Raw genomic sequence first — 17,369 nt, 5'->3', positions numbered from 1 at the left:
GACGTCGGTCGGGGATGCCCGGTGTGCCGCGCCGCCTGTTCTCCCCTACCGATGTAAGGAACGACCGCCATGCGCGTTTCCACCCTGTCCGTCACCTCCCGCCTCGCCGTCGGCGCCGCGATCGCCGCGGCCGCCGCACTCGCCGCTCCCGCTCTCGCGTCCGCGGCCACGCTCGCACCACCGACGATGACGACGTCCGTCGACGCGAACGTGGTGTCGGTGACGATCACCAACCCGAACACCGACGCCACCAGCGGTTGCAGCGCCGCCGCCGTCGACGCCGCGAAGGTCCCCGAACTACTGAAGGATCCCACCAAGTTCCTCGAGCCCGGCGCGGTCGCGTGGACCAGCGGCGCGAGCATCACCCCGGCCGGCGAGTCCCGCACCTACACCACCGCACCGCTGGCCGACGGCACCTACGCGTTCCTCGGCGCCTGCCTGTCCCCCACCGCGCCCACCCCGGTCCTCGGCGATCCGGAGCTCGTGACGTTCGGCAGCCCGTTCGGCAGCCTCGGCGACCTCGACCTCGGCGAGCTGCTCGGCAGCCTCGACCTCGGGGAGCTGCTGGGCTGACGCCTCCGCCTTGCACCGCGTGCAAGCGCGGTGCAAGGCCCCTGCAAGACGGTGCGCTCACTGTCGAGGCATGAACCTCGACACCTCACCCCCGGCCATCGAAGCCGTGGGACTCGTGAAGACCTTCGGCCGGCAGCGCGCCGTGGACGGTGTGAGCCTGACCGTGCCGACCGGCTCGGTGTACGGCGTCCTCGGCCCGAACGGCGCCGGTAAGACGACCACCGTGCGGATGCTCGCGACGCTGCTGCGCCCCGACGGCGGGCAGGCCCGGATCTTCGGCCGCGACGTGGTCCGCGAATCCACCGCCGTCCGCTCCCTCGTCGGCGTCACCGGGCAGTACGCGTCGGTCGACGAGGATCTCACCGCCACCGAGAATCTGGTGATCTTCTCGCGGCTGCTGGGCCTGAGCCGTGGTGCCGCGAAACGCAAGGCCGCCGGTCTGCTCGAGGAGTTCGCGCTCACCGAGGCGGCGTCGAAGCCGTTGAAGAACTTCTCCGGCGGCATGCGCCGGCGTCTCGACCTGGCGGCCAGCCTGATCGCCCGGCCGCCGCTGCTGTTCCTCGACGAACCCACCACCGGACTCGATCCGCGCACCCGCGCCCAGATGTGGGAGACCATCCGCCGGCTCGTCGCCGACGGCTCGACAGTGCTGCTCACGACGCAGTACCTCGACGAGGCCGACCAGCTGGCCGACCGGATCGCGGTGATCGACCGGGGCCGCGTCATCGCCGACGGTACCGCCGACGAGTTGAAGGCGTCGGTCGGCACGTCGGCGGTGCAGTTGACGCTCGCGGACCGCAGTCGCCTCGACGAGGCCCGAGTCGTGATCGGCGCCGTGCTCGGTACCGCGGCGACCGTCACCCCGGAGTCGGGTCGGATCACCGCACCGCTGCCGGATCCGTCGGTCACCGCGGATCTGCTTCTGCACCTGCGGGATCGGTCGATCGCCGTCGACGAGTTGACCGTCTCGAAACCGAGCCTCGACGAGGTGTTCCTCACCATCACCGGACACGACACCGCCGAGGCCGAAGGAAGTGCCGCATGACCACCACCGTCACCTCGCCCGCACCACCGGCGGCCACCCACACGCTCGACGCGGTCGACCGGATCGGCCTGCGGGACACCGTCGCCCACAGCCTCACGATGGCGTACCGCGGCGTCCTGAAGTTGAAGCACAATCCCGAGCAACTGTTCGACGTGGTGATCCAGCCGCTCATCTTCACCGCGATGTTCACGTACATCTTCGGTGGCGCGATCTCCGGTGACGTGCAGTCGTATCTGCCGATCATCATCCCCGGCATCCTGGTGCAGACCGTGATCACGGCGTCGATCGTGACGGGCACCCAGTTGCGCGAGGACATGGACAAGGGGGTGTTCGACCGCTTCAAGTCGCTGCCGATCGCCCGCATCGCACCGTTGTCGGGGGCACTGCTCGCCGATGTCGTGCGCTATCTCATCGCGACGACGCTGACGATCGGTGCCGGCATCGTGATGGGCTACCGGCCGGGCGGCGGGGCCGTCGGGGTCGTGGCTGCCGCGCTGCTCGTCCTGGTGTGCGCGTTCGCGATCAGCTGGATCTTCGCGCTGATGGGCATGCTGATGGGCAAGGCGTCTGCGGTGCAAGGCATCTCGATGCTGATCCTGTTCCCGTTGACGTTCATGTCGAACGCGTTCGTACCGTCCGAGACGATGCCCGGGTGGATGCAGGCGTTCGTGACGGTCAACCCGGTGTCGCATCTGGTGACCGCGGTCCGTGACCTCGCGAACGACGGGCACCTCGGGGCATCCACACTGTGGGCACTGCTCGGTGCTGCGGTCCTCGTCACTATCCTCGCCCCGTTGACGGTGCGCACCTACATGCGCCGGACCTGACGCGTCAATCCGACTCCGTCGCCGTCGCGAGCAGCGTGAGGATCTCGTCCCGTGCGGCGGCGCGCGGTATCCGTTCGACGGATGCCCGCGCCGCCGCGACGCGGTCGGTACCGGCCACCGCACATGCCACGGCGACGTGCCGATCCAGTCGCATCGACGGATAATCCTGTCGGGCATGCACTTTCCCTGCCAGGGCGAGCAGCCGCAGGCCGCGGCCCACGTCCCGTCCGGTCGCGACGCCGAAGCTGCCGACCGCGCAGGCCACGGCACCGGTCTGCGGCAGGTCCGGGTGGCCGCGCGGACCGAGTCGTTCGACGGCGACCCCCGCGAGCCGGGCCACCAGGTCGTCGACGGGCTCGGTCCGGCCCGCCAGCACGTGCGCGTCGACGACCGCGACCGCCACCATGATCTCGAGGGGATCGGCCGGGGACGGTCCGGCGAGATCGCCCATGTGCGTGATCGCCCGCCGGTACTCGTCGAGCCCCCGGTCGGTCGATCCCACCGCGAGTTCCGCCTCGGCGGCACTCGCCGACAGGGACGCCAGGGTGTTCCCGTGCTCGCCGCCGACCTCGCCGACCGGCACGTCGGACCGCATCGGTGCGAGCGCGGCGAGCTCGGCGAACGCGTCCGCGGACCGCCCGGCACCGACGAGCGCGGCCACCATGAATCCCCGCACCTGCAGACCCTCGTCGTACAGGTGCATCTCCCACAGCATCTCCGCGGACCGCCGGTAGTGCCGGACGGCCTCGTCGTACCGGGCGGACTGTGCGCACAGACTGCCGAGGTGCTGGCACATCATCGCCAGACCCCAGCTGTCGTTCGACCGTTCGGCCAGCACGAGTGCCTGCCTCGCATCGGATTCCGAGCCGAACAGGTCACCGTTGTTCTCCCGGAGATTCGCGCGGGCGACGAGCGCCGAACTGCGGGCGCCGGGGTCGTCGGAGCGGACGGCGGTGGCGAGCAGGCGCGCCACCCCTTTCCCGGAGCCGGGCGCCAGGACGAGGGCCGCGTTCATCCGCAGCGACTCGGTGACATCGTCGCGGGTGGCGAGCAGCCTGCGCAGCCGGGTGCGGGCCACCGCCACCGCGCGCAGCCGGCCGGCCATCACCAGATGCACACCGGCCAGTTGGTACGTCGCCGCCAGGTGGTCGCCCGGCACCTCGTCGGGGCCGAGTGCGGTGGCGTCGAGGTCGAGAACCCGCGGCGCCCACGCGAAGACCTCCGAATGCGCGCCCCGCGACGCCCACATCGAGCCCAGCACCGGGAAGATCGTGTACACGGTGCGGGTGAGTCGCTCCGCCATCGCGTACCGCAGGACGGCGAGCAGGTTGTCATGTTCATCCTCCACCCGGTGCGCCACCTCGATCTGACGTCCGGACATGAAGTCGCGCAGCGCATCCCGCGCGAACCGTTCCGCCCACACGGCGGTCCGCCGGTACACCTCGGCGGATTCGTCGGCGTCGGCCCGCTCCTCACCGAACTCCCGCACCGTCTCGAGCATGTGATAGCGCAGACCGACCGTGTCGCCGCGCTCGGTGACCGACAGCATCGACTGGTTCACCAGGCCCTCGAGGGCGTCGTCGACGTCGTCGAGATCCCCCCACTGCGCGACGGATACCGCTGCGTCCGAAGTGAATCCGGCGGGGAACCGGCACAGCCGGCGCAGTGCGGCCCGCTCGGGGTCCTCGAGGAGGTTCCAGCTCCAGTCGATGACCGCGCGCAGGGTGCGATGCCGCTCGGGTGTCGTCCGGTCACGCGATCGCAGCAGTGCGAACCGGTCCGCGAGCCGGGCGTTGATCTCCTCGACGCTCATCGTGCGGACCCGGGCGGCAGCGAGTTCGATCGCGAGCGGCAGCCCGTCGAGAGTGCGGCACAGCCGCTCCACCTCGGTGCGGTCGAGACGCACCGACGGGCGCACCGCCGCCGCGCGGGCCCGGAACAGCTCGACCGCCGGCGAACCGTCCTCCCCGATCGCCAACGGCGGCAACGGATACACCGCTTCCGCGGTGATCGTCAACGGTGCCCGGCTGGTCGTGAGCACCGTCAGCTGCGGGCTCGCCGCGATCAGGTCGGACACCACGTCGGCGACGTCGTCGATCAGGTGCTCACAGTTGTCGAGGATCAACAGCGACGGCCGCGCCGACAGGGCGTCCCGCAGCCGCCGGCGGGCGTCGTGGATCCGGGTGCGGGCCAGGCTGCCCGGCCCGAGGTCGGCGTCGCCGATACCGAGGGTGCCGCTGATCGCCGCGATCAGATCCTCGCCGCTGCGCAGCGGCGCCAGTTCGACGAGTGCCACCGGCATCCGGGACGCCACATCCAGCCCGAGCGCGTGTGCGACCCGGGTCTTGCCGGTGCCGCCGGGACCGAGCACCGTCACGACGCGCGACGCCCCGAGCAGCACCTCGAGCGCCGCCAGATCCGCTTTCCGGCCGAGCAGCGGATTGGGTGCGGCGCGGAGCCCGATCGTGGTGGGCGGCACCGACGTCGACGGGGCCTGCCCGGTGGTGTCACCGTGCAGGATCGCCGCATTGAGTTCGACGAGCCGCGGCGACGGATCGGCGCCGAGCCGGTCCGCGAGCCGGACCCGCAGTGCCGCGAAGACGTCGAGTGCCTCACCGCCACGGCCGACCCCGCGCAGGCATTCCATCCACTGCACGGCCGCGGCCTCGTCGAGTGGTGCCGCCGCGGCAGCCGCCCGCGCGAGCGGCAACGCGTCGGCGAAGCGACCCGCCGCGATCAGCGCCGCGAGCTGCACCGTGTCCAGGGCCCGGCGGTACGACGCCGCCTCGGCGGCCAGGTCGTCGGCGAGCCCACCGTCCGGCAGGTCCGCGCCCGGCTCGCCGCGCCACAGTGCGCGGGCGTCGCGCACCGTATCCAACGCGTCGATCAGGTCGCCGTCGGCGTGCGACTGCCCGGCCCGGCGCGTGAGCGACCGGACGAGTGCCAGGTCGACCTGTCCGGGTGCCAGGGTCAGCCGGTACCCGGACGGTCCGGCAGCGATCGCACCGTCCGGCAGCACCGCCCGCAGCCGGGAGATCTGGGTGTGCAGGGCGTTCACCGGTGAGCGCGGCGGCTGCTCGCCCCACACGTCGTCGACGAGTGCGGCGACGCTGCGACTGCGTCCGGGACGTCTGGCGAGCGCCACCAGCAGGGCCCGGGCGCGGGGTCCGGGCAGCGGCACCAGCTCGCCGTCACGGCGTGTGGCGACGCCCCCGAGCAGCGCCACCTCGACGGGCGGCGGCACGGGTGTCGGGGTCGTCGGATCGCTCGCCACGGAATGCACCGGCGCCCAGCCTAAGGGAGTCGCCGACCGCCGAGCCACCCGATTCGACGGAGGTGAAAGGATCGCCACATGGCTTCTGTGTCCCAGTGGATCGAGGGTGCTCGTCCGCGCACCCTTCCGAACGCGATCGCGCCGGTGCTCGCCGGTACCGGTGCGGCCGCGTCGCTCGGCGGCGCCGTGTGGTGGAAGGCGCTGCTCGCGCTGCTCGTCTCGCTCGCGCTGATCGTCGGCGTCAACTTCGCCAACGACTACTCCGACGGTATCCGCGGCACCGACGACGAGCGGGTCGGTCCGCTGCGCCTGGTGGGGTCGAAGGTGGCCTCCCCGGGGGCGGTGAAGGCCGCCGCGATGGGCTGTTTCGCGGTGGCCGCGGTGGCCGGGGTGGTCCTCGCACTGGTGTCGGCGTGGTGGCTGATCCTCGTCGGCGCGGTGTGCATCCTGGGCGCCTGGTTCTACACGGGCGGATCGAAGCCGTACGGCTACAGCGGTTTCGGGGAGATCGCGGTGTTCGTGTTCTTCGGTCTCGTCGCGGTCCTCGGCACGCAGTTCGTGCAGGCCGGACGCGCCGACTGGGCGGGTCTGCTCGCCGCGGTCGCGGTCGGCTCGTTCTCGAGCGCGGTACTGGTGGCGAACAATCTGCGGGACATCCCCACCGACACCGAGTCCGGAAAGATCACGCTCGCAGTCACTCTCGGCGACGCCCGCACCCGTATCCTGCACCTGGCACTGCTGGTGGTGCCGTTCGTCGCGACGCTCGCGCTCGTCGCCCGCACCCCGTGGGCGCTGGTGGGCCTGCTCGCGCTGCCCCTCGCGGTCAAGGCCAACGCCCCCGTGCGCACCGGCGGCCGCGGCCCCGCCCTGATCCCGGCACTCGCCGTCACCGGCCAGTCGATGCTGGTGTGGGCGGCGGCCACCGGCCTCGCGCTCGGCCTGGGCTGACCGGACCGCCCTGCGGTCAGCCGCGGTGGCCGAGCACGTTGACCACCGTGCCGTCGGGGTCGCGGACGAAGAACCGTCGCACTCCCCACGCCTCGTCCTGCAGCGGATGCACGATCTCCGCACCGCGGGCGACCATCGCCGCTCGGACCGGATGTCGGGGACGACCCGCCGGACGGTCATGTCACTTCTTGTCCGGGACGAGGGCGCCGAGCACGACGTTGACGATCGAGATGATGAGGGCACCCCAGATCGCGGTCCAGAAGCCGTCGACGCTGAGTCCCCACTGGGTCTGCGAACTGATCCACGACGTCAACTCGAGCATCAGCGCGTTGATCACAAGGGTGAACAGGCCGAGAGTGAGGATGAGCAGCGGCAGCGACAGCAGCTTCACGAACGGTTTCACGAACGCGTTGACGACGGTGAAGACGAGCGCGATACCGAGGAACACCAGGATGTCGCCGCCCGTGCCGTTCCCGGACGACGCGATGTCGATGCCGTTCACCCATTGTGCGGCCAGCCAGATGGCGATCGCGTTGATCACCAGTCGAATCACGAAGGTCATCCGTCCATGCTGGCATGTGGGTCCGACGGACGACGGATACGACGACAATCCGCGCATATCTCCACTAGGGTCGCGGCATGACGACACGCCGCACCACCTGGTGGGCCGCCCTCGGTGCGGCCGTGCTCGTCCTCGCCGCCGTCGGCTACCTGGCCGTCCGGCTCGCACAGGTCCACGACGATTCGTTCCATGCCGGCCGCGAGTACGGCGCGAGCCAGGCCCTGATGTACCACCAGCACACCGTGGGCAGCCCGAGCGACGACGAGATCCGCGAGTGGTGCCGGCAGGGGGCCGAACTGGCGGCGACCGGGCCGGTCTGGTTCCACGACGGGGTCATCCAGGTCGGCGAACTCGACCGGAACCTGTTCGTGGAGGGCTGCTTCGAGGCCTACCGCGCCGCCACCGAGTGAGCGGTCAGCGTCCCGCGAACGCCTCGTCGACGGCGGCCTGCATCCGCTCCGAGACCACCCGGGTGATGTCCATCGGCGTCGTCGGGAGGTCGAGGACCGGGTCACCGACGTAGACGCCCGCCGCCCCGCGCGCCGCCGGATCGGGTCCGTAGCCGATGCCGATCGGCAGCAGTGCGGGCGCGGTACCGAGTTTGCGAGCTTTCACCGCGATGTGCCCGACACCGGTGCCCAGCCGCTGGATCCGGCGCGGATCCCCGTCGTTGCAGGTGCCCTCCGGGAAGACCGCGAGCACGTCCCCGCGGTACAGGCGTTGCGCCGAGACGTCCATCATCCGGCGGCCGGCGTCGGCCACCGCCCGCAAGCCGTGGTTCTTGCTGCGGAACACCGGGATCGATCCCATCAGGTCGACGGCCCGCCGCAGCCGCGGTTCGGTGAACAACTCGTCCTTCGCGAGTACCCGGGTGCGTCCGATGACGCGGCGCAGCGGCGTCTGCCACGCGGTCGCCGCCAGCGTGTACTGGTCCCGGTCGCTCAGATGGTTGGCGACGACGATCAGCCGGGTGTCGGACGCGAGCAGTGCCCGCAACCGTTCCCTCGCCCCGTCCGCGTACCGCACCCGCGGCCGGAACCTCGCGCTGAGCGCCGCGTACGCGGCCCGCGCCAGCAGTAGGTTCTGCCGGTGGTCCAGGTAGTAGCGGTAGACGTCGTCGTAGTTGTCGAGCGTGACTGCGGGCCGGCTCACGGATGCACCTCTCGTTCGGATGTCCCCATCCGCCCCGAGAGTACACAACCTACGGTTGCGTAGGTTAGGCGTGGCGAGGCCGGTTGGTCCAGCCACCCTCCGGCTTCGCGAACCAGCCGCCGGCCGCGAACGAGCCGCCGTCCACGTGGACCGTCGTGCCGGTCGTGTACCGGCTCAGATCCGACGCCAGGAACAGTGCCGCCCCCGCCACGTCGTCCGGTTGCCCCGGCCCACCCAGCGGTGCCCACGCCGGCCACTGCGCCCACTCCTCGTCGGACAGCCACTCGGTGTACGGCACCTGCACCGACTCGATCAGGTCCGGTGCGATCGCATTGACCCGCACCCCGGCCGGCCCCACCTCGACGGCCAGGCTGCGACCGAACTGCGTCACCGCAGCCTTGTACGCGGCGTACACACTGTGCCCGGGAATCGCCCGATGCGCCTCGACCGTCGTCACGTTGACGATCGACCCGCCCCGGCCGCGATCGGCCATGCCCGGCAGTACCGCCCGCGTCCACCGCAGCACGTGGTCGAGGTTGACCGCCCCGATCTGCGCCCAGAAATCCGGATCGGTCTCCGCGAACGGCCGCGCCGGACGCAGGAAATGCCCCACATTGTTGACCAGCACGTCCGGCGCGAACGCAGTCACCGCATCCGGGACCGACGTCTCGCGGACGTCGTGACCCAGCACCTCGATACTGCCCCCGGCCCCGGCGTCGAACTCGAGTTCACCGGAATCGCCGACCGTGTCGACATCCACCACCAGTGTCCGGGCACCGTGCGCCGCGAACGCCCGCGCGATCGCCGCCCCGATCCCGTGCGCGCCACCGGTGACGACCGCCCTCTTCCCCTCCAACAGTGGTCCCGGCCGGAACGCCGGGCGCGATGGCTGTGTCATCGGATCAGCGTGCGGCGACGGACCCCACCACGTACAGACCGCGTCCCGGCCAACGAGAACCGGCATCCGTGACGGTTCTCGCGGCGGGCACGATCGAACCTGTCGGTAGCCTCGAGACGAACCGCCCCGATCGGGGCGATCGGGACACGGAACGGGAGAACGCCCCATGCTGAACAAGACCGCCACCTCTGCCCTCGCCGCCACCGGACTCGTCGGCGGGTATGCCGTCGCACGGCAGAGCGGCAACCGTCAACTCGGGGGCGCGGTCCTCGCTGCGGTCGGCGGTGTCTGCACCTACAGCTGGGCCAAGAGTTCGGGTCCGGGCCGGGCGGCGGCACTGCTGGGCACGTACGTCGGCGCGTTCGGTGCGTCGCACCCGCTGGCGAAGAAGATCGGTGCGTGGCCGTCGGTCGGCGTCGTCGCGGCCGGGACCGCGATCGCGTCGCAGGTCGTCGCACGCGGCTGACCGGGACCGACGCATGATCCGACTCGCCGAACCCGCCGACCTGCCGCGTCTCCAGGAGATCGAGGTGGCGGCGGGCTCACTCTTCCGCAGCCTGGGTATGGACACGATCGCCGACGATCCTGCACCCCCGCTCTCGTTGTTCGAGCCGTACCTGGCCGACGGCCGCGCCTGGGTGTGGGCGCAGCGCGACACCCCGGCGGCCGCGTTCTGCCTCGTCGACGTCGTCGACGGCGGCGCCCACGTCGAGCAGGTGTCGGTGCATCCCGAGCACGGCCGACGCGGGCTCGGCGCCCGGTTGATCGACCACATCGGCGAATGGGCCCGGGACCGGGGGCTGCCGGAGGTCACGCTGACCACGTTCACCGACGTGCCGTGGAACGCCCCGTACTACACCCGGCTGGGTTTCACCGCGGTCACCGACGACGACCTCGGCCCGGGCCTGCAGGAGGTGCGCCGGCACGAGACCGCCCGCGGACTCGACATCGCGCCGCGGATCGTGATGACCCGGCACGTGCCGATCGACCCGCCGCGGGACTGATCCGGTTCTACGCCGTCCAGCGGCCGGTACTCGCGAACTCGTCGAGCACCGCCGTCGGACCGGTCAGGTCCATGCCCTCGGACGCCACCCACGCGTCGTCGAAGTAGGTGCCGGTGTAGCGTTCGCCGCCGTCGCACAGCAGGGTGACGACGCTGCCGCTGCGGCCCTGTGCGAGCATCTCGGCGACCAGATGGAACGCCCCCCACAGGTTGGTGCCGGTGGAGCCGCCGACCTTGCGGCCGAGGGCGGTGCTCGCGTGCCGCATCGCGGCGATCGAGCCGGCGTCGGGCACCTTGACCATGCGGTCGACGACCTGGCCGATGAACGACGGTTCGACACGCGGACGACCGATCCCCTCGATCCGCGACCCCCGCTCGGATGTCGGGGCTGCCGCACAGTCGTTGTTGCGCCACGCGTCGAAGAAGACGGAATGCTCGGGGTCGACGACGCACAGGCCGGTATCGAGCTTGCGGTAGCGCAGGAAACGTCCGATCGTGGCGCCCGTGCCGCCGGTGCCCGCGCCGACGACGATCCACTCCGGGACCGGATGGTCCTCCTGTTCGAGCTGCGTGAAGATCGATTCGGCGATGTTGTTGTTGCCACGCCAGTCCGTCGCCCGCTCGGCGTGCGTGAACTGGTCCATGTAGTGGCCACCGGTCTCGTCGGCGAGCCGCTGCGATTCGGCGTAGATGCTCGACGGGTCCGTCACGAAGTGGCAGCGGCCGCCGTGCGCCTCGATCAACGCGATCTTCGCGGGGCTCGTGCTCGCCGGCATGACCGCGACGAACTCGAGTCCGAGGAGCTTGGCGAAGTACGCCTCACTGACCGCGGTCGACCCGGACGACGCCTCGATCACCGTGGTGCCCTCGGTGATCCAGCCGTTGCAGATCGCGTACAGGAACAGGGAACGCGCGAGCCGATGCTTGAGGCTGCCGGTGATGTGGGTGGACTCGTCCTTGAGATACAGCTGGACGTTCCACTCGACCGGCAGCGGATACCGCAGCAGGTGCGTGTCGGCGCTGCGCTGGGCGTCGGCCTCGATGAGCCGGACAGCCCGCTCCACCCACGCGCGGGAACCGCGCCGGTCGACGACGACCGTCATCGACGGTCCTCGCCGCGCAGCTTGGCGTGCAGGTCGGCCTTGTCGGAGCGGCGCTGCGCGTCGACGGACGCAATGTCGAGGTTGACGCGCTTGCGGAGCTTGGCGAACAGCACCAGCGACAGCGGTAGCGCGATGAGGACCGCGAACAGTGCCGCGACGATCAGCGGCACGTCGACACCGAACGCCTTGCCACCGAACAGGATGACGACGGCGAGGACGGCGACGAGTCCGAGCCGGGCCACCGAGTACAGGGCGACGTTACGGACGAGGGTGCCGGTCGTGACGGGGGTGGCCGCCGGAGCGTCACCGGTGCCACCGGCCGGGTCGGGACGATTCTGCGCTGCATCACTCACGCCGCCAGCCTACCGTCGGGAACACACAGGTCACGACCCACCATAGGAGAGCTGTGGACACGTGTCCGACGATCTCCGATTCCTGTTATCACACCGGTGAAGAGCCGCCCGACACGTCCTTTTTGTCTATTACCTCACCTTTACCATCTTTAGATTGTTCGAGTACCTGGGGGGTTTGGTGTCACGATGTCGAAGCCGGGTCGAGAAAACGAACCGGTACCGAATCCCCTCGGCCGCCCGTCCCGGACGGCCCCGAACCTTGGAGGATCGATGAGCGCACCCACCTACAACGGCGCCAAGGAAGCCCTGCTGACCCCAGGTCAGGTCGCCGCACTGTTCCATGTCGACCCCAAGACCGTCACGCGTTGGGCGCACGCCGGCCGACTCGGATCTCTGCGCACCCCCGGAGGACACCGGCGGTTCCGTGAGGCCGAGGTGATGGCGCTGCTGTCCTCCCTGACGACCGAAGCGCACCACTCCTGAGAGCCGTCGGCAGGTAGGTGCCGGGACCACCCGGACACGGCTACCCTCGTAACCGGAGGTGCACCGTGATCTACCTGTTGGCTCTCATCGGCCTGGTAACGCTCGCTGTCTTGTTCTGGAAAGCGTTCGGACCGACCGCCACCACCATGGTGCGGGGCGGTAACCGGACAGGGCGAACCGTCGGACCCGACGACGACCCCGAATTCCTGTGGCGCGTGGATCGAGACAACCACCGCCGACAACCGGGAACCGATCGTCCGAACGATCCGGAAGCCTGACCCCGGTCAGTAGCGAGACCCGAAGGGCCCCTTCGTACGCTCCCAGCGCACGAAGGGGCCCTCGGTCGTTTCCGGGGACCGCTGCGGTCAGTTCAGGCCCGCGTAGGAGTGCAGGCCGGACACCACCATGTTGATGATGAACAGGTTGAACAGCATCGCGACGAAGCCGGCGATGTTGATCCAGGCGGCCTTGGTGTCACGCCAGCCCGAGGTGGCGCGGGCGTGCAGGTAGGCGGCGTAGACGACCCAGGTGATGAAGGAGACGGTTTCCTTCGGGTCCCAGCCCCAGAAGCGGCCCCACGCGGCCTCGGCCCAGATCGCACCGAGGATGACGCCGGCGCCGAACAGCGGGAACGCGACGATGGTGGTCTTGTAGGCGAGCCGGTCGAGGGTCTGCGCGTCGGGCAGGCGCTGCGCGAGCGCGCCGAACCGGCCGGTGCCCTCTTCGCCCGGGGGGAACTTGAGGCGGTACAGGAACAGGATGCTCGCCACACCGGACACCATGAAGATGCCGGAGCCGACGCTGATGATCGTGACGTGGATCGGCAGCCAGAACGACTTCAGGGCCGGGACGACGGGGGCGGCGTCGGCGTACAGGACGGTGGCGGCGAGGAACATCAGGATCAGGACGGGCGGCAACAGGAACGCGAACAGGTCGGTGTTCTTGCGCAGGACGACGACGCCGGCGACGACCGCGGCCGCGCATGCCATCGTCACGAACTCGTACATGTTGCCGAGCGGGAAGCGGTCGGTGGCGAAGCCGCGCAGCACCATCGACGTGATGTGCAGGACGACGCCGACGATCAGCAGCGCGTAGCCCATGCCGCCGAACTTCTCGGACCACGTCTTGCCGCCCTGCGGGACGACACGGCCGGGGGCGTCGGCGTCACCGGCGATCGGGCCGGAACCCGACGAGCCGGCGGTGACGAGTTCACGTTCCTGCACGACGCGGGCGCGCATCGACGCGTACCGGGCGACGAGCAGCACGGTCGCGAGGACGTAGATCGCGAACGCCGACTCGAACGACCAGTCGCTGTAGCGAGCGAGGGTCTCGTTGATCGTCATCTATTCATCTCCTGCGCGCTGCGCGCTCGTGTGGTCGGTCATGCGTGGTCACCCAGGAGCCGGGTGCGCAGTCGATCGAATTCGTCGCCCCAGCCGGCCTGATCCGTGCGGGCCAGCCCACCCAGTTCTACTACAGTCCGTCGTTTGTCGGCAGGGTCGGTCGCCGGATGGATCCGCACCCACACCCGGCGGCGCTTGACCACCAGCGACAACAGCAGGCCCGCCATCATCGTCAGCGCCGACACCAGCACCCACTGCTGGGCCGGATCGTGCGACACCTGCAGGTTCACGAAGTCGACGGCGCCGTCGAACCGGACCTGGGTGCCGTCGGCGAGGGTGACGCTCTCCCCCGGGTACAGGTTGACGCGGTCCTGCTTGACGAGCCGGCCCTGGTTGATCAGTTCCTTGTTCAGCGAGAACAGGCTCTGCGGCAGGCCGGTGTCGAGTCCGGTGTCGCCCTTGTAGACATCGATGGCGACGGCCGGATCGGTCAGCGCCGGGAAACCCGACGACAGCAGGTTGCCGTGGAACGTCGCGGTCGGGGCGAGCAGGCCCTCGATCGCGATCTGGTTCCGGCGGCGTTCCTCGTCGTCCGGGTACATGCCGCCGGGCGGGTCGAAGCGCATCGCGCCGCTGGACAGGAACGTCGTCGCTTCCTCGGGCTGCCACTGCAGCGTCTCGGTGCGGGTCTCGCCGTTCGGGAACGTCACCGTGAACGTCGGCGCGTAGCCGTGGCCCTGCAGGTAGACGCGGTCGCCGCCGACCCGCAGCGGATGGTTGACCTTGATCTGGGTGTCGCGCCACGTGTTCGACGCGATGTCGTCGCCGGACTGGTAGGAGATGTTCGACGTGAACATCTCGGCCTGACCGTTGTCGAGGTAGTCGGCCGAGAAGTCCTTGACCTTCACGCACAGCGGGTTCATGCCGGTGCCGTCGCGCTGGTTGCCGGCGATGAACGAGTCGAAGATCGCGGGCGAGGTGGTGCAGATGCCGGGGCCGTCGTTCGCGACGATGATGACGTTGCCCTCGTAGCTGTACAACTTGCCGATCGCGATGGACGCGAGCAACGCGACGAGGGACAGGTGGAACACCAGGTTGCCGGCCTCCCGCAGGAATCCCTTCTCCGCCGAGAGGGTGATCTCGTCGGGATGCTTCGCGCGGGCACCGGCGGTGCGCTGCACGACGCGCCAGCCGCGCAGCTGCTTGCGGACGCGGGCGGCGACGGCGTCGGGATCCTCGTCGACGGTGTCGACGTGGTGGTGCGGCAGTCGGCCGAGGTTGCGGGGCGCGGCGACCGGCTGTGCCCGCAACGCCTTCGCGTATTCGATGCAGCGCGGCAGGATGCAGCCGATCAGCGAGATGAACAGCAGCGCGTAGATCGCGGTGAACCAGAAGCTGGAGAAGACGTCGAACAGTTCCAGCTTGTCCAGCAGCGGGCCGAGGGTGGGCCGGTTCGCGATGTACTCGTTGACCTTGCCCTCGTTGAGGCTGCGCTGCGGCAGCAGGGCACCGGGGATGGCGGCGAACGCGAGCAGGAACAGCAGCACCAGCGCGGTGCGCATCGACGTCAGTCCGCGCCACGTGTTGCGGAGCGCGGCGACGACGCGTCCGGCCGCGGACTGCCGCTGCGGAGGCGAGCCGCCCTCGGGCGGCTCGGTGGTCAGTGTGTCTCGAGCCGTCATATGGGGAGGACCACCTCTGAGATGAAGGCGTCACGGACCCAGCCGACGAACTGGTCCCACGCGCCGGTGACCAGTGCGATACCGACCACGATCAACAGGATTCCGCCGAAGACCTGGATGGTCCGGCTGTTGCGGCGCAGCCAGCCGACGCCGCGCAGGGCGCGCGCACTGCCGAGCGCGACCAGCACGAACGGCAGGCCGAGGCCGAGACAGTACGCGACGATGAGGGCGATGCCGCGCAGGGCGGTGGCGCCCTCGGTGCCGGCGGCGACGGACATGACCCCGGCGAGGGTCGGGCCCAGGCATGGTGTCCAGCCGAGCGCGAACACGCCGCCGAGCAGCGGTGCCCCGATCAGCCCGGACACGCGTCGGGGCGCGAACCGGGTGTCCTTCTGCAGGGCCGGGATGAGTCCGACGAACGCGAGTCCCATCACGATGGTGACGACACCGCCGACGCGTTGGAGCACGTCCCGGTTGATCGTCAGGGCCTCGATGGCCCCGAAGATGGTGGCGGTCGCGAGGACGAACACGACGGTGAACCCGGCGACGAACAGCCCGGCCGCGCCGGCGACCCGCAGCCGACCGTCCCGCAGGGTCTGGGACCGGGCCTCGGACGCGTTCACCGCGGGGGCGTCGGCGCCGACGACACCGGCCAGGTACGACAGGTAGCCGGGGACGAGCGGGACGACGCACGGCGACGCGAACGACACCAGTCCCGCGAGCATGCACGCGCCGAGCGCGAGTAGCAGTGGGCCGGTGGATGCGGTGTCCTGGAACGCCTGTCCGACGTCGGCGAGCAGCGTCGTGTCCGGCGTCATCCCTGGTCCTGCGGTTCCTGGGCGATGCGTTCGACGACGGGCTGCAGGTCGGCGGCGAGCAGCTCCTTCAGGTAGACGGCGGCGACGCGGTGCTGCCGGTCGAGGACGATGGTGGTGGGGACGACGGTGGTCGGGTAGTTCTTGCCGATCGCGAGCAGGGTGCGCATCTCGGGGTCGTAGATCGACGGGTAGGTGACGCGGTTGTTGACGACGAAGTCCTGCGCCTTGTCCTTGGTGTGGTCGCGGACGTTGATGCCGAGGAACGCGACGCCGAGGTCCTTGGTGTTCTCGTAGACCTGTTCGAGGTCGTCGGCCTCACCGCGGCACGGCCCGCACCACTGGCCCCACACGTTGAGGACGACGACCTGCCCCGCAAAATCGGACAGAGAAGTCTTTTTGCCGTCGGTCATCAGGTCGGGACCCGACACGTTGCCGGCCGTGCCGCGGCTGGACGGCGGATCGTAGAACAGTTCGGTCTTGCCGCCGGGCGAGACGAACTCGAACGTGCCGCCCTGCGCGACGGCGTCGGTGCCGCCGGCACAGCCGGACAGCAGCAGCACGGCGGCGACGGCACCACCGAGCGCGGCCGCCGCCCGGCGGGGGGAACGGAACCTCATGCGCCGGTCACTCTCGGGTCCGACGATCCGGCGGGCTCAGAGTAGACGATGTCGACGAGGGTGTCGCCCTCGTAGACGAGGGACGTGAGCGACGCGAGGCCGCACTGACGGTTGCGCGGGTCGTGCCACAGGCGTTCGCCCTGCAGGAAGCGGCGCAGTGTCCACACCGGCAGCTGGTGGCTGACGCACACGGCCTCGTGGCCGACGGCGGCGACGCGGGCACTGTTGACGGCGGCGAGCATGCGGTGCGCGATCTGCAGGTACGGCTCGCCCCACGACGGGGTGAACGGGTCGCGCAGCTTCCACCAGTGCCGCGGCCGGCGCAGCGCCCCGTCGCCGACGGCGACCTTGAGGCCCTCGAAGTCGTTGGCGGCCTCGATGAGGTTGGCGTCGGTGGCGATCGTCAGCCCGTGCTTCTCGGCGATCGGGGCGGCGGTCTCCTGCGCACGCTGCAGCGGCGACGCGACGACGTGCGTGATGTCGTGGCCGGCGAGGGCGGACGCGACGGCCCGGGCCTGCGCTTCACCGTTCTCCGACAGCCGGAAGTTCGGGAGGCGCCCGTAGAGGATGCCGCTCGGATTGTGCACCTCACCGTGCCGGAGCACGTGCACGATGGTCCGGGTGTCGGAGTTGTCGGAGTGCTGCCGGTCGGCGGCCGCGTTGGCGGAGTCGGTCACGGTGGTCGTCC

At 70.3% G+C, this 17,369-nt stretch carries 20 protein-coding genes and 1 pseudogene; 9 read left to right on the top strand and 12 right to left on the bottom strand.

What is annotated here, in order from left to right:
* Positions 1–69 precede the first annotated feature (69 nt).
* From E0497_RS13250 to E0497_RS13240, 3 genes are all read left to right on the top strand, one after another.
* Positions 70–573, top strand: a complete 504-nt coding sequence (locus tag E0497_RS13250; protein WP_137725264.1) for a hypothetical protein — start codon at positions 70–72, stop codon at positions 571–573.
* 70 nt (positions 574–643) lie between these two features.
* Positions 644–1,618: an ATP-binding cassette domain-containing protein gene (locus E0497_RS13245; RefSeq protein ID WP_137725263.1), complete on the top strand. Its 975-nt coding sequence runs from the start codon at positions 644–646 to the stop codon at positions 1,616–1,618.
* On the top strand, positions 1,615–2,445 hold the full coding sequence (locus tag E0497_RS13240; RefSeq protein WP_137725262.1) for an ABC transporter permease: 831 nt from the start codon (positions 1,615–1,617) through the stop codon (positions 2,443–2,445). The genes E0497_RS13245 and E0497_RS13240 overlap by 4 nt, the downstream gene beginning before the upstream one ends.
* Before the next feature lie 4 nt (positions 2,446–2,449).
* Here the strand turns inward: E0497_RS13240 and E0497_RS13235 are convergent, their stop codons facing one another.
* Complete coding sequence (locus E0497_RS13235) at positions 2,450–5,719, bottom strand: ATP-binding protein (protein WP_241665859.1); 3,270 nt, start codon at positions 5,717–5,719, stop codon at positions 2,450–2,452.
* A 78-nt stretch (positions 5,720–5,797) separates the two neighbouring features.
* Here E0497_RS13235 and E0497_RS13230 point away from each other — a divergent pair, with 78 nt between their 5' ends.
* A complete protein-coding gene (locus E0497_RS13230; RefSeq protein ID WP_137725261.1) occupies positions 5,798–6,667 on the top strand; it encodes a 1,4-dihydroxy-2-naphthoate polyprenyltransferase in 870 nt (289 codons plus the stop codon).
* Between the two features lie 16 nt (positions 6,668–6,683).
* Here the strand turns inward: E0497_RS13230 and E0497_RS13225 are convergent.
* A pseudogene (locus E0497_RS13225) lies at positions 6,684–6,797 on the bottom strand (VOC family protein); the annotation flags it as partial.
* 51 nt (positions 6,798–6,848) lie between these two features.
* Positions 6,849–7,229, bottom strand: coding sequence for a phage holin family protein (locus tag E0497_RS13220; RefSeq protein ID WP_137725260.1), 381 nt, complete (start codon positions 7,227–7,229; stop codon positions 6,849–6,851).
* 77 nt (positions 7,230–7,306) lie between these two features.
* Between E0497_RS13220 and E0497_RS13215 the strand changes: the two genes are divergently transcribed.
* Positions 7,307–7,639 (top strand): succinate dehydrogenase, encoded by a 333-nt coding sequence (locus E0497_RS13215; protein WP_137725259.1) that lies wholly within the window; start codon positions 7,307–7,309, stop codon positions 7,637–7,639.
* Between the two features lie 4 nt (positions 7,640–7,643).
* Here E0497_RS13215 and E0497_RS13210 read toward each other — a convergent pair whose 3' ends face one another.
* The gene (locus E0497_RS13210) at positions 7,644–8,381 is read right to left on the bottom strand and encodes a lysophospholipid acyltransferase family protein (RefSeq protein ID WP_137725258.1); all 738 of its coding nucleotides are present in this window, start codon (positions 8,379–8,381) and stop codon (positions 7,644–7,646) included.
* A gap of 64 nt (positions 8,382–8,445) precedes the next feature.
* Positions 8,446–9,279 carry an SDR family NAD(P)-dependent oxidoreductase gene (locus E0497_RS13205; RefSeq protein ID WP_137725257.1) on the bottom strand — a complete coding sequence of 278 codons (834 nt, stop codon included), beginning with the start codon at positions 9,277–9,279 and terminating at the stop codon, positions 8,446–8,448.
* 166 nt (positions 9,280–9,445) lie between these two features.
* Between E0497_RS13205 and E0497_RS13200 the strand changes: the two genes are divergently transcribed.
* Positions 9,446–9,745, top strand: coding sequence for a hypothetical protein (locus tag E0497_RS13200; protein ID WP_137725256.1), 300 nt, complete (start codon positions 9,446–9,448; stop codon positions 9,743–9,745).
* Between the two features lie 13 nt (positions 9,746–9,758).
* The gene (locus tag E0497_RS13195; RefSeq protein ID WP_137725255.1) at positions 9,759–10,283 is read left to right on the top strand and encodes a GNAT family N-acetyltransferase; all 525 of its coding nucleotides are present in this window, start codon (positions 9,759–9,761) and stop codon (positions 10,281–10,283) included.
* 7 nt (positions 10,284–10,290) lie between these two features.
* On the opposite strand, the gene cds1 is transcribed toward E0497_RS13195, so the two are convergent.
* Together cds1 and E0497_RS13185 are read right to left on the bottom strand one after the other, a co-directional pair.
* Positions 10,291–11,385, bottom strand: coding sequence for an L-cysteine desulfhydrase Cds1 (cds1, locus tag E0497_RS13190; protein WP_137725254.1), 1,095 nt, complete (start codon positions 11,383–11,385; stop codon positions 10,291–10,293).
* Entirely contained in the window at positions 11,382–11,738 is a 357-nt protein-coding gene (locus tag E0497_RS13185) for a DUF4229 domain-containing protein (RefSeq protein ID WP_137725253.1), read from the bottom strand. The genes cds1 and E0497_RS13185 overlap by 4 nt, the downstream gene beginning before the upstream one ends.
* A 270-nt stretch (positions 11,739–12,008) precedes the next feature.
* Between E0497_RS13185 and E0497_RS13180 the strand changes: the two genes are divergently transcribed.
* Together E0497_RS13180 and E0497_RS13175 are read left to right on the top strand one after the other, a co-directional pair.
* Positions 12,009–12,221, top strand: a complete 213-nt coding sequence (locus E0497_RS13180) for a BldC family transcriptional regulator (protein ID WP_005518137.1) — start codon at positions 12,009–12,011, stop codon at positions 12,219–12,221.
* A gap of 65 nt (positions 12,222–12,286) precedes the next feature.
* Positions 12,287–12,499 (top strand): hypothetical protein, encoded by a 213-nt coding sequence (locus E0497_RS13175; RefSeq protein ID WP_137725252.1) that lies wholly within the window; start codon positions 12,287–12,289, stop codon positions 12,497–12,499.
* Between the two features lie 87 nt (positions 12,500–12,586).
* On the opposite strand, the gene ccsB is transcribed toward E0497_RS13175, so the two are convergent.
* From ccsB to E0497_RS13150, 5 genes are read right to left on the bottom strand one after another with little or no spacing between them, the layout of a single operon-like run.
* Positions 12,587–13,564, bottom strand: coding sequence for a c-type cytochrome biogenesis protein CcsB (ccsB, locus tag E0497_RS13170; RefSeq protein WP_137725251.1), 978 nt, complete (start codon positions 13,562–13,564; stop codon positions 12,587–12,589).
* A gap of 38 nt (positions 13,565–13,602) precedes the next feature.
* Positions 13,603–15,246: a cytochrome c biogenesis protein ResB gene (gene resB / locus E0497_RS13165; protein ID WP_137725250.1), complete on the bottom strand. Its 1,644-nt coding sequence runs from the start codon at positions 15,244–15,246 to the stop codon at positions 13,603–13,605.
* Positions 15,243–16,064 carry a cytochrome c biogenesis CcdA family protein gene (locus tag E0497_RS13160; protein WP_137725249.1) on the bottom strand — a complete coding sequence of 274 codons (822 nt, stop codon included), beginning with the start codon at positions 16,062–16,064 and terminating at the stop codon, positions 15,243–15,245. The genes resB and E0497_RS13160 overlap by 4 nt, the downstream gene beginning before the upstream one ends.
* Positions 16,061–16,681, bottom strand: coding sequence for a TlpA disulfide reductase family protein (locus tag E0497_RS13155; RefSeq protein WP_137725248.1), 621 nt, complete (start codon positions 16,679–16,681; stop codon positions 16,061–16,063). Before E0497_RS13155 ends, E0497_RS13160 begins: the two co-directional genes overlap by 4 nt.
* Positions 16,678–17,358, bottom strand: a complete 681-nt coding sequence (locus E0497_RS13150; protein ID WP_137725247.1) for a histidine phosphatase family protein — start codon at positions 17,356–17,358, stop codon at positions 16,678–16,680. Before E0497_RS13150 ends, E0497_RS13155 begins: the two co-directional genes overlap by 4 nt.
* Between the last annotated feature and the right edge of the window lie 11 nt (positions 17,359–17,369).

Origin of the sequence: Prescottella subtropica (assembly GCF_005434945.1) — a bacterium.
GTDB lineage: Bacteria > Actinomycetota > Actinomycetes > Mycobacteriales > Mycobacteriaceae > Prescottella > Prescottella subtropica.
This window is presented reverse-complemented; position numbering and strand designations above follow the sequence as displayed.

What these genes read in the sequence shown, in the direction of transcription:
- E0497_RS13230 (WP_137725261.1), top strand. Translation starts at nt 5,798, where the DNA reads ATGGCTTCTGTGTCCCAGTGGATCGAGGGTGCTCGTCCGCGCACCCTT.
- E0497_RS13240 (WP_137725262.1), top strand. Translation starts at nt 1,615, where the DNA reads ATGACCACCACCGTCACCTCGCCCGCACCACCGGCGGCCACCCACACG.
- cds1 (WP_137725254.1), bottom strand. Translation starts at nt 11,385, where the DNA reads ATGACGGTCGTCGTCGACCGGCGCGGTTCCCGCGCGTGGGTGGAGCGG.
- E0497_RS13245 (WP_137725263.1), top strand. Translation starts at nt 644, where the DNA reads ATGAACCTCGACACCTCACCCCCGGCCATCGAAGCCGTGGGACTCGTG.
- E0497_RS13205 (WP_137725257.1), bottom strand. Translation starts at nt 9,279, where the DNA reads ATGACACAGCCATCGCGCCCGGCGTTCCGGCCGGGACCACTGTTGGAG.
- E0497_RS13200 (WP_137725256.1), top strand. Translation starts at nt 9,446, where the DNA reads ATGCTGAACAAGACCGCCACCTCTGCCCTCGCCGCCACCGGACTCGTC.
- E0497_RS13215 (WP_137725259.1), top strand. Translation starts at nt 7,307, where the DNA reads ATGACGACACGCCGCACCACCTGGTGGGCCGCCCTCGGTGCGGCCGTG.
- resB (WP_137725250.1), bottom strand. Translation starts at nt 15,246, where the DNA reads ATGACGGCTCGAGACACACTGACCACCGAGCCGCCCGAGGGCGGCTCG.
- E0497_RS13160 (WP_137725249.1), bottom strand. Translation starts at nt 16,064, where the DNA reads ATGACGCCGGACACGACGCTGCTCGCCGACGTCGGACAGGCGTTCCAG.
- E0497_RS13250 (WP_137725264.1), top strand. Translation starts at nt 70, where the DNA reads ATGCGCGTTTCCACCCTGTCCGTCACCTCCCGCCTCGCCGTCGGCGCC.
- E0497_RS13195 (WP_137725255.1), top strand. Translation starts at nt 9,759, where the DNA reads ATGATCCGACTCGCCGAACCCGCCGACCTGCCGCGTCTCCAGGAGATC.
- ccsB (WP_137725251.1), bottom strand. Translation starts at nt 13,564, where the DNA reads ATGACGATCAACGAGACCCTCGCTCGCTACAGCGACTGGTCGTTCGAG.
- E0497_RS13220 (WP_137725260.1), bottom strand. Translation starts at nt 7,229, where the DNA reads ATGACCTTCGTGATTCGACTGGTGATCAACGCGATCGCCATCTGGCTG.
- E0497_RS13180 (WP_005518137.1), top strand. Translation starts at nt 12,009, where the DNA reads ATGAGCGCACCCACCTACAACGGCGCCAAGGAAGCCCTGCTGACCCCA.
- E0497_RS13155 (WP_137725248.1), bottom strand. Translation starts at nt 16,681, where the DNA reads ATGAGGTTCCGTTCCCCCCGCCGGGCGGCGGCCGCGCTCGGTGGTGCC.